Source organism: Massilia sp. Leaf139, assembly GCF_001424165.1.
Taxonomy (GTDB): domain Bacteria; phylum Pseudomonadota; class Gammaproteobacteria; order Burkholderiales; family Burkholderiaceae_D; genus Telluria.
Map to the genome: position 1 here is coordinate 1,355,294 of NZ_LMOJ01000001.1, position 13,277 is coordinate 1,368,570.

Below are 13,277 nucleotides of genomic sequence, written 5' to 3' on the forward strand. Positions count from 1 at the left end.
CGCAGGCCCTTGTCATTCTTATGGTGTTCAGGCGGCGACGCTGACGTCGATATTCTCGAGCATGCTGGCCACCATTTCTTCGATGCCGACGCGCGCCTTCCAGCCCCAGTCGGCGCTGGCGCGGCTGTCGTCCAGGCTCTTCGGCCAGGTATCGGCGATCGCCTGTCGGCTGTCCGGCTTGTAGGCGATCTCGAAGGCCGGCACGGCCTTCTGGATGCTGGCGGCCAGTTCGCGCGGGTTGAACGAAACACCGGCCACGTTGTACGAGGAGCGGATCTTGACCTGCTCCAGTGGCGCGTCCATCAGTTCGATCGTCGCGCGGATCGCGTCCGGCATGTAGATCATCGGCAACGTAGTGTCCGGGCCGAGGAAGCACTCGTAGGTTTCGCCCTTCAGGGCCGCGTGGAAGATCGCGATTGCGTAGTCGGTGGTGCCGCCGCCCGGAGGCGACTTGAAGCTGATGATGCCCGGGTAGCGGATGCTGCGCACGTCCACGCCGTACTTGGTGTGGTAGTACTCGCAGAGGCGCTCGCCGGCGAGTTTGCTGATGCCGTAGATCGTGGTCGGATCCATCACCGTGTACTGCGGCGTGTTGTCCGCTGGCGTATTGGGGCCGAACGCGGCGATCGACGAAGGCCAGAAGACCTTCAGCGGCTTACCCGCCTCGCCGCGTTCGCGCGCCACTTCCAGGATGTTCAGCAGGCCGTCCATGTTCAGCGTCCAGGCCTTCAGCGGGGCCTTTTCGCCGGTGGCCGACAGCAGCGCGGCCAGCTGGTAGACCTGGGTCACACCCTCTTCCTCGACCAGCGCCATCAGGCGCTCCTTGTCCAGCACGTCGAGCTGGGCATAGCGCGCGGCGCCGTACACGTTGTTGGCGCCGATGTCGGTGGCGAGGACGTTGGCGGCGCCGTGCTGTTCGGCCAATGCGGAGACCAGCTCGCTGCCGATTTGGCCGTTGGCGCCGATGATGAGGATGCGTTCCATAAGTATTCCTAAACTAAAGCCGGTTTGATTAATTGTTTTTGATGATGCCAAGTTCGCGGCCGGCCTGCTCGAAGGCCTTGAGCACGGTGTCGAGTTGCGCGCGGGTGTGGGCGGCGGACAGCTGGACGCGCACGCGCGCCTGGCCCATCGGCACCACCGGATAGAAGAAGCCCGACAGCAGCACGCCCAGTTCGAACATGCGCGCCGCGAATTTCTGCGCCACCGGCGCGTCGAACAGCATCACCGGCACCACCGGGTGGGTGCCCGGCTTGATGGTGAAACCGATGCGCTCGATCTCCTTGCGGAAGTAGGCGGTGTTCTCGTGCAGGCGGTCGCGCAGCTCGGTCGACTTCGAAATCCGCTCCAGCACCGACAGCGAGGCGCCGGCGATCATCGGCGCCAGCGTGTTCGAGAACAGGTAGGGACGCGACTTCTGGCGCAGGGTCTCGATGACTTCCTTGCGGCCGGAAGTGAAACCGCCCATCGCGCCGCCCAGGGCCTTGCCCAGGGTGCCGGTGATGATGTCGATGCGGCCCATCACGCCGCAGTGCTCGTGCGTGCCGCGGCCCGTCGCGCCCATGAAGCCGGAGGCGTGCGATTCGTCGATCAGGGTCAGCGCGCCGTACTTGTCGGCCAGGTCGCAGATTTTATCGAGCTGGGCGATCGTGCCGTCCATCGAGAAGGCGCCGTCGGTGACGATGACCTTGTGGCGCTTGCCCGCTTCGGTCGCTGCGATCAGCTGCTTTTCCAGGTCGGCCATGTCGTTGTTGGCGTAGCGGTAGCGCGCCGCCTTGCACAGGCGGATGCCGTCGATGATCGAGGCGTGGTTCAGGGCGTCCGAGATGATGGCGTCGTTCTCGTCGAACAGCGGCTCGAACACGCCGCCATTGGCGTCGAAAGCGGCGGCGTACAGGATCGTGTCCTCGGTGCCGAGGAATTCGGAGAGCTTGCGTTCAAGTTCCTTGTGCACGGTTTGCGTACCGCAGATGAAGCGCACCGAGGACAGGCCGTAGCCGTACTTGGCCAGCGCCTGCTCGGCGGCTTTCTGGGTCTCGAGGTCGCCCGACAGGCCGAGGTAGTTATTCGCACACATGTTGATCAGGGTGCGGCCGTCTTCCGACTGGACTTCGGCGCCCTGGCGCGAGGCGAGCACGCGCTCCGGCTTGAACAGGCCCTGGTCGCGCAGGGTGGACAGGTTCTGCTGCAAACCGGTGTAAAAGGCGTTCTTCGCTTGCTCGCTCATCTGATTACCTCGTCTGTGGATGCCGACTTGACCGGCGGTTGGACTATGCTGTACCGTGATTCGCTGCCATGCATTTTTAACAGCAGGCCGAATTTTCGGTATCTCGAACTGAAATTCAATATAATGAATATTACGCCGACCTGTCGAACTTGGCAAGATCGGACGCTGCACTTACATCTCTGCCAAAACTCAAAGCCGCCTGACAATGAAAACCCTGGTCACGACCAATAACGCCCCGCCCGAAGTCGGCGCCACCCTGCAGCGCCTGCGCCTGGCGCGTGGCCTGACGCTGGAGGATCTGTCGCGCATCGCCGGCGTGTCGAAGTCGATGCTGTCGCAGATCGAGCGCGAAAAGGCGAATCCTACCATCGCCATCACCTGGCGTCTCGCGAACGCGCTCGGCGTGCAGATCGGCGAGCTGCTGGCGTCGGAAACGCGCGACGTCGAGGCGATCCGGGTGCTTGACGCGCACGAGACCCCGACCCTGCCCGGCACCCACGCCGGCTACACCCTGCGCATCCTGGGCCCGATGGAACTGGCCGGCCAGTACGAATGGTACGAGCTGACCCTGGCGCCGGGCGGCGAGCTGGCCTCGCAGGCACACGACCCGGGCACCAAGGAACACATGACCGTCATTAACGGCACGCTCGAGGTCGAAGTCGGCACCTCCAAGCGCAAGGTCAAGGCGGGCGGCACCGCGCGTTATCCGGCGGATCAGGATCACGTGGTGAGGAATGTCGGCAAGACCGAGGCCAAGGCCCTGCTGGTCGTCGTGCACCGCTGAACCTCGCCGGCAGGCCGCCCGCCGCGGCGGCAGACTTGTTGTTCCATTTATTTTGTTCGAACTGCATCCAAACCATGGTTGGCAGCGTAGTAAGGGCATCGACAGCGCGACAGCGCCCCGTTTTCCGGTGATGTCGATCCGATTCCTTACCGCACGGCATGTGCCAACCATTTTAGGATGCAATCATGAACAAGAAGCTTTTCCCCAAGCTGATCCTCGCCTCTTCCATCGCCCTGGCGCTGGCCGCTTGCGGCGGCAGCGACGACGATGACATGCCGGCCCCGGCGCCGGCTCCGGTTCCGGCGCCGCCGGTGATGACGGCGGGCGACGTGTTCGCCATCACGGCAAGCAACAAGCTGGTCTCGTTCAACCGGGACGCGCCCGGCACCATCCGCACCAACGTTGCCGTCACCGGCCTGCAGAGTGCGGAAACCCTGCTCGGCATCGACTTCCGGCCCGCCGACGGCCGCCTCTACGCGGTAGGCAGCAGCGGCCGCATCTATACGATCGATACCACGAGCGGCGCCGCCACACAGAAAGCGACGCTGGCGGCGGACGCCGCCGATACCACCATGCCGTTCACCGCCCTGAGCGGCACCGACTTCGGCGTCGACTTCAATCCCGTCGCCGACCGCCTGCGCGTGGTCGGCAATACCGGACAGAGCCTGCGCATCAACGTCGACAGCGGCGCCACGACGACCGACGGCGACATCAACGGCGGCGCGGCGAATGCCGCGGTCACCGCCTCGGCCTACACGAATTCCTTCGCCGGCACCGCGAGCACCACCCTGTATGCGCTCGATACCGCCACCGACACCCTGTACGTGCAGAACCCGCCGAACAACGGCACCCTGAGCCTGCCGCTGGCGCTCGGGGTGGATGCGGGCGCGGCCAACGGGATGGACATCGATGCCCGTACCAACATGGCCTATGCCGTGCTGACCGTCGGCGGCGCCCGCAACCTGTATTCGATCAACCTCGCCGCCAGCGCCAGTCCCGCCACCAGCGTTGGCGCACTCGGCCTGGCCGAAGACATCCGCGGCATCGCGCTGCGCCCGGCGGCGGCGCCTGGCGTCTACGGCCTGTCCGACGACAACCGCCTGCTGGGCTTCAAGCCGGCCACGCCGAACACGATCGACAGCTCCGTCGCGATCACCGGCATGAACAGCGGCGAGACCCTGCTCGGGATCGACTTCCGCCCGAAAGACGGCCTGCTCTACGGGATCACCTCGGCGGCGCGCATCGTCACCATCGATCCGGCAACCGGCGCGGCCAGCGTCAAGGCCACCCTGGCGGCCGATGCGGCGGACACCAGCACTCCGTATGCGGGCATCGCCGGCACCATGTTCGCCGTCGACTTCAACCCGGTCGCCGACCGCCTGCGCGTGATCGGCGACAGCGGCCAGAGTCTGCGCATCAACGTCGACACCGGCGCCACCACGACCGACGGCGCCATCAACCGCGCCGGCTTCATGCCGATGGTGAGCGCGGCCGCCTATACCAACAGCATCGCCGGCGCGAGCGCCACCGCGCTCTACGACCTCGACAGCGCCAGCGCCAGCCTGGCGCTGCAGAATCCGCCCAACGACGGCACGCTCGCTCTCGTCGGGCCGCTCGGCGTGACCTTCGCGGGCGATGCCGGCATGGACATCGCCGGCGGCGCCAATGGACTGGTGCTGGCGGCGCTGCGCGCGAGCGCGGGCGGGCCTTCCTCGCTGTACCGGATCGACCTGGCGACCGGCGCCGCCGTCCTCATCAACAGCGCGGCCAGTCCGGCGGCATCCGCGATCGGCAACGGCCAGGTCGGATTGCGCGACATCGCCATCCTGATCAAGTAAGGGAGGAGCGGTTGCCCGCGCGTGCGGGCAACCAGACGACCGTGCCGTCCGCTAGAGCATGCGGACGGCGCGGCCGATGTACAGGATCGGCCCGGTCGGCCGGTCGAGCGGCGAGCCGCTCTTCGGTTCCAGCGTGATCTCGAACAGCTGGTTGGGCTGCAGCGGCGGCAGCGCCGCCACCGATACCCCGGCCCGCTTCCCGGGTTGCACCAGGCCGAGCGAGACCGGGCCTTTCCATCCGTCTGCCTTCGTCCACAGCTGCAGGGATTTGTCCGGCGGCACCGCGGTCGATCCGAGCGGCACCAGCTCGAGCTGCCCCGCGGCGCCGGCCTGCACGATCCAGCCCGGCGCCATGTTGCCTGGCGCAGCCAGCACCACCATGTAGCGCGGCGTGGCTTCTGGCGTTTGCAGGCGCGGAACGACCGCCAGGATTGCCGCCGCGGCGAGCCCCGCGGCGGCCAGGCCGCGCCAGACATCGAGCCGATCCCACCAGCGCGAGCCGGTGGCGGCCGGCGCAGGCATGCGCGAGCTGCCGAGCGCGGCTTCGATCCGCGGCCACAAGCCGGAGGATGGCTGTACCGGTTCGGCCAGCCCGCTCAGGGGCAGCAGCCGCGCCTCCCAGGCCGCCACCGCCGCACGCAAGGCGGGATCGTGCGGCAAGGCCAGCGCGACGCCGCGGCGCTCGTCTGCCGACAGCGTGCCAAGCACGTATTCGCCCGCCAGATCGCCGGCATCGGCGTCGAACTCGTCGTTGTGCGAACCCGTCATCCCATGCACTCCTTCAGCGCGTTCAGCCCGCGCTTGATCCATGCCTTGATGGTTCCCAGCGGCGACTGCATGCGCGCGGCGATCTCGGCATGCGAGCAGCCGTCGACATAGGCATACAGGATGCTGTTGCGCTTGGATGGGTCGAGGCCCACCAGGCAGTCGTGCAGGCGGCCCAGATCCATGCGCCGTTCGAAAGCGTCGGCGAGGCCGGCGCCGTCCGCGCCGGCGCTGTCGGCCCCGATCGCATCGAGCGTCTCCTCCGCGGCTTGTACTTCGCGGCTGCTGCCGCGCACCGTGTCAAGCGCCTGGTGGCGCACGATGCTGTAGATCCAGCCGCGGCCCGCGCCGCGCCGCGGATCGAAACTGCCGGACTTCGTCCAGATGGCGAGGAAGGCATCGTGCAGCACGTCCTCGGCGACCTGGCGGCGGCGCACGATGCGCAAGGCGACGCCCAACAGATGGCGGCCATCGCGGTCGTAGATGCTGCGCAGGGCGTGCTGGTCGCCGCGTGCGCAGGCGGCGAGCGCGGCCTCGTAATCGAATTCGGTCGGCACATTCATGCGGCGGCGCTTTCGTATTCAAAAAAAAAGGAGCCGTCTGGCGACGGCTCCCGTGCGGCTTACATCTTCAGGGCCCGGCTCAGGAAGCCCCAGCGATCCGCCACTTCCTCGATCTGCTTGGCCGTCGGCTTGCCCGCGCCGTGGCCGGCCTTGGTGTCGATGCGGATCAGTACCGGGTTGCAGCCCGCTTGCGCGGCCTGGGCCGCGGCGGCGAACTTGAAGCTGTGCGCCGGCACCACGCGGTCGTCGTGGTCGGCCGTGGTGACCATCGTCGCCGGGTAAGCCGTGCCGGGCTTCAGGTTATGCAGCGGCGAGTACTTGACCAGTGCCTTGAACTCTTCCGGGTTGTCGGCCGAACCGTAGTCCGAGGTCCAGGCCCAGCCGATGGTGAACTTGTGGAAGCGCAGCATGTCCATCACGCCGACCATCGGGATCGCCGCGCCGAACAGATCCGGACGCTGGGTCATGGCCGCACCGACGAGCAAACCGCCGTTGCTGCCGCCGCCGATCGCCAGCTTCGCCGGCGAGGTCACCTTGTTGGCGACCAGCCATTCGGCCGCGCCGATGAAGTCGTCGAACACATTCTGCTTCTGCAGCTTGGTGCCGGCCTGGTGCCAGGCTTCGCCATACTCGCCGCCGCCGCGCAGGTTGGCGACCACGTAGACGCCGCCCATCTCCATCCAGGCCAGGTTGGCCGGCGAGAAGCCCGGTGTCATCGAAATGTTGAAGCCGCCGTAGCCGTACAGGTAGGTCGGGTTGCTGCCATCCAGCTTGATGCCCTTCTTCGAGACGATGAACATCGGCACCTTGGTGCCGTCCTTGCTCGTGAAGAACTGCTGGCGCGTCTCGTAGTCGGCCGGGTTGAAGTCGACCTTCGGTTGGCGGAACACGCTGCTCTGGCCGGTCTTCAGGTTCAGGCGGTAGATCGTGGTCGGCGTGGTAAAGCCGGTGAAGGAATAGAAGGTCTCGGTTTCGCTCCGCTTGCCCGACAGGCCGCCGACGGTGCCGATGCCCGGCAATGCGATCTCGCGCGCCGGTTTGCCCTTGAGGTCGACGACCTTGACGACGCTGCGCGCGTCCTTCAGGTATTCGAGCACGAGCTGATTATTGATGATGTCGGCGCCGGTCAGGGTCTCGGCGCTTTCGGCGACGATTTCCTTCCAGTTCGCTTCGCCCGGCTTGCTGACGTCGATGGCGACGATGCGCTTTTTCGGCGCCTTGCGGTCGGTGCTGAAGTAGAACACGCTGCCGACGTTGTCGATGAAGGTGTAGCCGGCGTCGAAGTTGTCGATCAGGTCGACCACTTTCGAATCGGGCTTGGACAGATCCTTGTACGAGACACGGTATTTCGGCGCCGTGCCCTTGGTGGTGGTGATCACCAGGTAGCGGCCGTCGTCCGTGGTCTGGCCGCCGAAGCCCCATTCCTTCTGGTCGGGACGGTCGTAGACCAGGGTATCGGCGCTTTGCGGGGTGCCGATGCGGTGGTAGTACAGCTTCTGGAAGTAGTTGACGTCGGCCAGCTTGGTCGCTTCCTTCGGCTCGTCATAGCGGCTGTAGAAGAAGCCCTTGCCGTCCTTCGTCCAGGCCGTGTTCGAGAACTTGACGAACTTGACGTGGTCGTCCAGATCCTTGCCGGACTCGATGTCGCGCACGCGGATCTCGTTCCAGTCCGAACCGGAAGCGGCGGTGCTGTAGGCCAGCAGCTTGCCGTCCGGGCTGACCTCTGCGCCGGCCAGGGCGACGGTACCGTCTGCGGCCAGCTTGTTCGGGTCGAGCAGCATGCGTGGCTCGTCGCCCAGATTCTTCAGCGTGTACAGCACGGACTGGTTCTGCAGACCGTCGTTGCGGGTGTAGAAATAGCGGCCGCCATCTTTCGACGGGACGGAATAGCGCTCGTAGTTCCACAGCTTGGTGAGGCGCTGGCGGATCGCTTCGCGCTGCGGGATCTGGCCGAGCCAGGCCTGGGTCACGGCGTTCTGCGCATCGACCCAGGTTTTGGTCTGGGCGCTGTTCGCGTCTTCCAGCCAGCGGTAAGGGTCGGCAATCGTGGTGCCGTGGTAGTTGTCGGTGTGAGCGACTTTCGCCGTGACCGGATAGGTCGGCGCGGTACCGGCGGCGCAGGCGGCCGGATCGGCCGCCTGCGAGGAACCGAAGGCCGCCATCAGGGCGACGGCGAGCGTAGCGTGTCTCATGCGCATATTCAGGTGCATATTCTTCTCGAAAACGGTGGAAGGCGGAATGTGCCGAGAGGCATCATAGCGCGAAACCCGGCGGGAAGCGAACCCATGTTTCGCCCGTCAATACGGGCGGCGCGGCCGTGCCGCCTATTGGCCGGCCCGGCGCGCCATCACCTCGCGGTGGCTCATCTGCCACTTGTGCTGCAGATCGAGCGCCCAGCCGATTTCGGCGGGACTCAGGCGGCGGGCGACGATGGTCTTGTTGACGTTGGCCGCGCTGTCGCCGCCCTCGGCCGCCAGCAGCATCCACATGTAGGCGCGCACGGGGTCGCGCGCCACGCCCAGGCCGCTGCCGACCATGCCGCCCAGGTTGTACTGGGCCAGGGCATGGCCCTGCTCGGCGGCCTGCTCGTACCAGTAGACGGCCTGTTTGTCGTCCTGGGCCACGCCCTGGCCGCTGGCGTACATCACGCCCAGGTTGTTCTGGGCGCTGGCGTCGCCCTGCTCGGCCGCCAGGCGGTACCAGTAGGCGGCGCGCGCCTCATCCTTCTCGACGCCCTGGCCGTTGGCATAGATGACGCCGAGGTTGAACTGGGCATTCGGGGCGCCTCCCTCCGCCGCGCGCCGGTACCAGTCGAAAGCCTGGGCCGGATCGCGTTCGGTGCCGCGCCCGTGCGCGTACATGTTGGCCAGGTTGTACTGGGCCGCCACGTGCCCGCCGGAGGCCGCGCGCGTGAACCATTCGAGGGCGCGCACCTCGTCGCGCTCGACGCCGCGGCCGTTGAGGCACATGGTAGCGAAGCGGAACTGGGCTTCGCGGTCGCCGTGTTCGGCCGCGCGCTGCAGCCAGGCGCCGGCGCGGCGCGCGTCGGGGCGCACGCCGCGGCCCTCGGCATAGGCGATGCCGAGCTCGCGCTGGGCGCCGCGCTCGCCCGCGGCGGCGGCCTTGCGGAACCAGTACAGCGCCTGCTGCTCGCTGGCGTCGACGCCCTGCCCCTGCTGGTACATCATCCCCAGGTTGAGCTGGGCCGCCGCTTCTCCCTGCAGCGCCGCCTTGCGGAACCAGGCCATGGCCAGCGGATAGTTGATGGCCGCGCCGACGCCGTGCAGATAACATTCGCCCAGCTGGTTCTGCGCGCCCGCCATGCCCTGCTCGGCCGCGCGGTAGTACCAGGACAGCGCGCGCTCGGGGTCGATCGCCATGCCGCGCCCCTGGCGGCACATGTGGCCGAGATTCTGCTGGGCCGAGGCGTCGCCCTGCTCGGCGGCGCGCCGGAACCAGCGCGCCGCCTCGTGGTCGCAGCGCTCGACACCGCGCCCGTGATAGTACATGGCGCCCAGGTGGTTCTGGGCGAAGGCCAGTCCCTGGACGGCGGCCAGGCGCAGCCAGCGCACGGCGGCCGCGTCGTCGCGCTCGACGCCCTTGCCCCTCTTGTACATGAGCCCGAGGTTGAACTGGGCATAGGCGTTGCCGCGTTCGGCCGCCTGGCGGAACCACAGATAGGTCTGGTGGCTCTCGTTCTGGAGCTTCTGGTGGTTCATGCTGTTCCCCGGTTCGGAGTCGACGTTTGCCGTGTTCGGTTGTCGGCCGCGTGCCTGGCGCCGAGACGAAAATGCGCCGAAAAATCCCGACAAGCGGCCTCATATGTATTAACAAAATTTTAACGAGGGCGACCCAGCGCGGGTTTGACCGTGCACAATCGTGCCGGCGCGCGGCAAAGAAAAAACCCGCCGGGCGCGGGGCGCGGCGGGTTCGAAGCGGGCTCGGCCGAGCGCTCAGTCAAGCGCTCAGGCGGGCGCTCAGGCGAACATTCAGGCGAGCGCGCTGCGCTTCGGCCCGAGGGCGTAGACGAGCATCGCCAGCAGCGCCAGACACCAGACGATCAGGGCGCCCGACGGCAGGTCGAGCACCACCGACAGCACCAGGCCGGCCGCATAGCCGCCGATGCCGACCAGGTAGGCCACGGGCAGCTTGCGCGCCTCGGCATAATGGCGCACGGCCAGGCTCGGCACGATCAGGCTGGCGAACACCAGGTAGACGCCGACCAGCTGCACCGAGGCCGTCACCGCGAGCGCAAAAACCAGATAGAAGCCGAGCCGGCCGAGGCTATTGCGAAACAGCGCGAGCAGCGCCAGGATCAGCACCGCGCCGATGGCCGGCATGACCAGTTGCCCGTAGCTGACCCAGAGGATCTGGCCGGCGAGCAGATCCTGCAGGTGCTCGCCGCCATGCGGAATGTGGGCGAGGAGCAGCAGGCCGGCGGTCGCCGCCAGCACGAACAGCACGCCGATCTGCGCTTCCTGCACGTCCGGCCAGCGCTTCTCGGTCCAGGTCAGGAGCAAGGCCCCGAGCACGGCTGCCACGCCGGCGGCCACCTGGATCGTCCAGCCGTGCGGATCGAAATCGAGGGTGCTGGCGACGATCACGCCGAGCGCCGCGATCTGGGCGATGGCCAGGTCGATGAAGACGATCCCGCGCCGCAGCACCTGTGCGCCGAGCGGGATGTGGGTGGCCAGCACGAGCAGCCCGGCGACGAAGGCCGGGAGCACGATAAGGAAATCAAAATTCGCGAAGGTATCGAAGCTCACTTGGCCGCTTCCGTCAAACGCTGCACCGTCGTGTCGAACAGCGCGAACAGGTCGCGGCTGCCGGCATCGGCGCCGACCGTGTAGGGAATCACCACCGCCGGGATGCGCGCGCGCTGAGACAGCCATTGCGAGGCGCGTTCGTCCTGGTAGGCGGCGCGCAGCACCATCTTCGCCGGCTGTTTCTGCAGTTGCGCCAGCAGCTGGCCCAGCTGGGCCGCGCTCGGCTCGACGCCGGGTTTCGGCTCCAGCGTGCCGACCTGGCGCATGCCGAGCCAGGACAGCAGGTATTCCATGTTGCGATGGTGTTCGACCACCAGCACGCCACGCAGCGGCGCCGCCTGCGTTTCCCATTTGCGCATCGCCTGCGCCCAGCGGCCGGCGAAGTCGGCCTGGCGCGTGCCGTAGAAGGCGGCGTTGGCCGGGTCGATCGTGGCCAGGCGCTTGGCCAGCTGCGCGCTGATCAGGGCGATGTTGTGCGGATTCAGGTGCACGTGCGGGTTGCCGTAGGCGTGGACGTCGCCGTCCGCGCGGTCGAGTTTCGTCGGGATGTCCAGGCGCGGCACGAAACTGCCCGCTTCGAAAAAGCCCGGCTGGCCGCGCGCGATTTTTGCGTTGCCCGACTGCTGCACCAGCAGCGGCAGCCAGCCCGCTTCCAGATCCAGGCCGGTGCAGACCAGCAGGTCGGCATTTCGGGTGCGCGCGATCAGGCCGGGACGCGCCTCCACGCGGTGCGGATCCTGCAGCGCCGTGGTCGCGCTCGAGACGTTGACCTTGTCGCCGGCCAGTTCCTGGGTCAGCGCGGCCCATTCGGGTTCGCAGGCGAGGACGTTGATGGCGGCCTGCGCCGGCGTGGCCAGGCTGGCGAAGACCAGCGCGCAGCCGGCCAGCAGTTTCAGATGAAGTGAAGTCATGGCGAAGCCTCTCAGAAGGTATGGCCGGCGTGCGCGCCAAGGCTCATGATGTATTGCAGGAAGAGCTGATTGTCGGACTCTCCCGGACGCGCCTCGTCGCGCGCGAACTGCAGGCGCAGGCGCGAGAACTCAGACGGGCTCCAGTCCAGCATCACGCTCGAGCGCTTCGGCTTGTAGGCCGCCAGCGCCGGGAAGGCATCCATGCCGAGCGCGCCGCTGTCGACCAGGCCAATGAAGTGCCTGCCGGAGGAAAGCCGGTCGTGGCGCAGGCCGGCGCGCCAGTTTGGCATGAACTGGTAGACGCCTTGCAGGTACCAACCCGACTGGGTGCCGGCATAGGCGTCGGCCAGCTCGCCGGATGCCAGGCTGCCGCTCTCCTTGCGCCGCATGTACTCGCCCTGCAGCTTGAAGTTGGTGCGGGTCGGGTTGCCGTCCGGCGCCCATTTGAAGACGGCGTCGGCGACCCACAGCCGCGAGCGGCCGTCGAACACGGTCGGCACGCCGCCTTCGTCGTACTCGCGTCCCGCCGAGCCGGTGCGCAGGTAGGAGACGCCGGCGCGCCAGCTGGCGGAGTCGCCGATGTCGTCGCCCACGTGCGCGAACACGCTGGCGGCGTTGAAGCCGTTCTTGTTGCGGTCGTTGCCGGGGAAGCTGCGCCCGCTGCCCAGTTCCGCGCCCAATTCGAGGAAGGTGTTCAGCGGCGCCAGCCAGCGCACCTGGATGCCGTCCGGCTTGTACTGGCCGCCGAAGAAAGCCTGGTAGTTCAGCGGTGCGTCGACGAAGTCCCAGGTGTGGCTGTGCTGGCCGTTCAGGTAGCCGACGCTGGACAGGAAGCGGCCGGCCTTCAGGTTCATGCCGCCGCCCAGCTCGCGCGTGAGCACGAAAGCTTCTTCGACTTCGGCCTCGTTCTCGCCCGTCAGCGCGAAGGTCAGCTGGCCGGCGAACATCGGGTCGATGTTGGCGGCCATGGTCAGCTCCGACTCGCCCAGGTTGAAGCTGCGCGCGCCGGGGCCGATCTCGCCTTCGGGCGGCATGAAGCCGCCGAAGCGGTAGCTGCCGGGATCGCGCTGCAGCTTGTTGAAAGTGCCGCCCAGGACGAGCGAGATGCTCGGATTGAAGCTGTTGTCGCGCTGCGCCACGATGGCCGGCGCCGCTTCGGGTACCGGAGCCGCCGCCGGAGCGACCGGTGCGCTCGCAGCCGCCTGCTGCGCGCTCGCCGCCGCGTTCTGGGCCGCGGCCACGGCGGCCTGCGCATCCTGCAGGCGCTGTTCGAGCGCCTGCAGGCGCGCTTCGTAGGATTGCTTCATCTCCGCGATCTGGGCGCGGATCGCCGCCAGTTCAGGAGTATCGGCGGCGGAGGCGGACAGGGGCAGTGCAAAGGCGGCGGACAGCGCCACCGACAGGCAGGTAGTTTTCAACATCG

General features: G+C 67.4%; 11 protein-coding genes. 2 read left to right on the forward strand and 9 right to left on the reverse strand.

Annotated features, from left to right (window positions below):
• Positions 1-27 precede the first annotated feature (27 nt).
• A complete protein-coding gene (locus ASF77_RS06035; RefSeq protein ID WP_056335839.1) occupies positions 28-984 on the reverse strand; it encodes an NAD-dependent epimerase/dehydratase family protein in 957 nt (318 codons plus the stop codon).
• 28 nt (positions 985-1,012) lie between these two features.
• Positions 1,013-2,227, reverse strand: coding sequence for a glycine C-acetyltransferase (locus ASF77_RS06040; RefSeq protein WP_056335842.1), 1,215 nt, complete (start codon positions 2,225-2,227; stop codon positions 1,013-1,015).
• 205 nt (positions 2,228-2,432) lie between these two features.
• Here ASF77_RS06040 and ASF77_RS06045 point away from each other — a divergent pair, with 205 nt between their 5' ends.
• Both ASF77_RS06045 and ASF77_RS06050 read left to right on the forward strand, forming a co-directional pair.
• Positions 2,433-3,011: a helix-turn-helix domain-containing protein gene (locus ASF77_RS06045; RefSeq protein ID WP_056335845.1), complete on the forward strand. Its 579-nt coding sequence runs from the start codon at positions 2,433-2,435 to the stop codon at positions 3,009-3,011.
• 185 nt (positions 3,012-3,196) lie between these two features.
• Positions 3,197-4,849 carry a DUF4394 domain-containing protein gene (locus ASF77_RS06050; RefSeq protein ID WP_056335848.1) on the forward strand — a complete coding sequence of 551 codons (1,653 nt, stop codon included), beginning with the start codon at positions 3,197-3,199 and terminating at the stop codon, positions 4,847-4,849.
• Between the two features lie 51 nt (positions 4,850-4,900).
• Here ASF77_RS06050 and ASF77_RS06055 read toward each other — a convergent pair whose 3' ends face one another.
• The 7 genes from ASF77_RS06055 to ASF77_RS06085 form a co-directional block, all read right to left on the reverse strand.
• Complete coding sequence (locus ASF77_RS06055) at positions 4,901-5,617, reverse strand: anti-sigma factor domain-containing protein (protein WP_056335851.1); 717 nt, start codon at positions 5,615-5,617, stop codon at positions 4,901-4,903.
• Positions 5,614-6,177, reverse strand: coding sequence for a sigma-70 family RNA polymerase sigma factor (locus ASF77_RS06060; protein ID WP_056335854.1), 564 nt, complete (start codon positions 6,175-6,177; stop codon positions 5,614-5,616). The genes ASF77_RS06055 and ASF77_RS06060 overlap by 4 nt, the downstream gene beginning before the upstream one ends.
• 59 nt (positions 6,178-6,236) lie before the next feature.
• On the reverse strand, positions 6,237-8,375 hold the full coding sequence (locus tag ASF77_RS06065; protein WP_056336480.1) for a prolyl oligopeptidase family protein: 2,139 nt from the start codon (positions 8,373-8,375) through the stop codon (positions 6,237-6,239).
• 126 nt (positions 8,376-8,501) lie between these two features.
• Complete coding sequence (locus tag ASF77_RS25145) at positions 8,502-9,896, reverse strand: tetratricopeptide repeat protein (RefSeq protein ID WP_056335857.1); 1,395 nt, start codon at positions 9,894-9,896, stop codon at positions 8,502-8,504.
• Between the two features lie 270 nt (positions 9,897-10,166).
• On the reverse strand, positions 10,167-10,943 hold the full coding sequence (locus ASF77_RS06075; protein WP_056335860.1) for a metal ABC transporter permease: 777 nt from the start codon (positions 10,941-10,943) through the stop codon (positions 10,167-10,169).
• A complete protein-coding gene (locus ASF77_RS06080; protein ID WP_056335863.1) occupies positions 10,940-11,854 on the reverse strand; it encodes a metal ABC transporter solute-binding protein, Zn/Mn family in 915 nt (304 codons plus the stop codon). The genes ASF77_RS06075 and ASF77_RS06080 overlap by 4 nt, the downstream gene beginning before the upstream one ends.
• An 11-nt stretch (positions 11,855-11,865) precedes the next feature.
• Positions 11,866-13,275, reverse strand: coding sequence for a hypothetical protein (locus ASF77_RS06085; RefSeq protein ID WP_056335867.1), 1,410 nt, complete (start codon positions 13,273-13,275; stop codon positions 11,866-11,868).
• Between the last annotated feature and the right edge of the window lie 2 nt (positions 13,276-13,277).

Coding starts and splice junctions, on each gene's coding strand:
- ASF77_RS06035 (WP_056335839.1), bottom strand. CDS start 984: ATGGAACGCATCCTCATCATCGGCGCCAACGGCCAAATCGGCAGCGAG.
- ASF77_RS06040 (WP_056335842.1), bottom strand. CDS start 2,227: ATGAGCGAGCAAGCGAAGAACGCCTTTTACACCGGTTTGCAGCAGAAC.
- ASF77_RS06045 (WP_056335845.1), top strand. CDS start 2,433: ATGAAAACCCTGGTCACGACCAATAACGCCCCGCCCGAAGTCGGCGCC.
- ASF77_RS06050 (WP_056335848.1), top strand. CDS start 3,197: ATGAACAAGAAGCTTTTCCCCAAGCTGATCCTCGCCTCTTCCATCGCC.
- ASF77_RS06055 (WP_056335851.1), bottom strand. CDS start 5,617: ATGACGGGTTCGCACAACGACGAGTTCGACGCCGATGCCGGCGATCTG.
- ASF77_RS06060 (WP_056335854.1), bottom strand. CDS start 6,177: ATGAATGTGCCGACCGAATTCGATTACGAGGCCGCGCTCGCCGCCTGC.
- ASF77_RS06065 (WP_056336480.1), bottom strand. CDS start 8,375: ATGCGCATGAGACACGCTACGCTCGCCGTCGCCCTGATGGCGGCCTTC.
- ASF77_RS25145 (WP_056335857.1), bottom strand. CDS start 9,896: ATGAACCACCAGAAGCTCCAGAACGAGAGCCACCAGACCTATCTGTGG.
- ASF77_RS06080 (WP_056335863.1), bottom strand. CDS start 11,854: ATGACTTCACTTCATCTGAAACTGCTGGCCGGCTGCGCGCTGGTCTTC.
- ASF77_RS06085 (WP_056335867.1), bottom strand. CDS start 13,275: ATGTTGAAAACTACCTGCCTGTCGGTGGCGCTGTCCGCCGCCTTTGCA.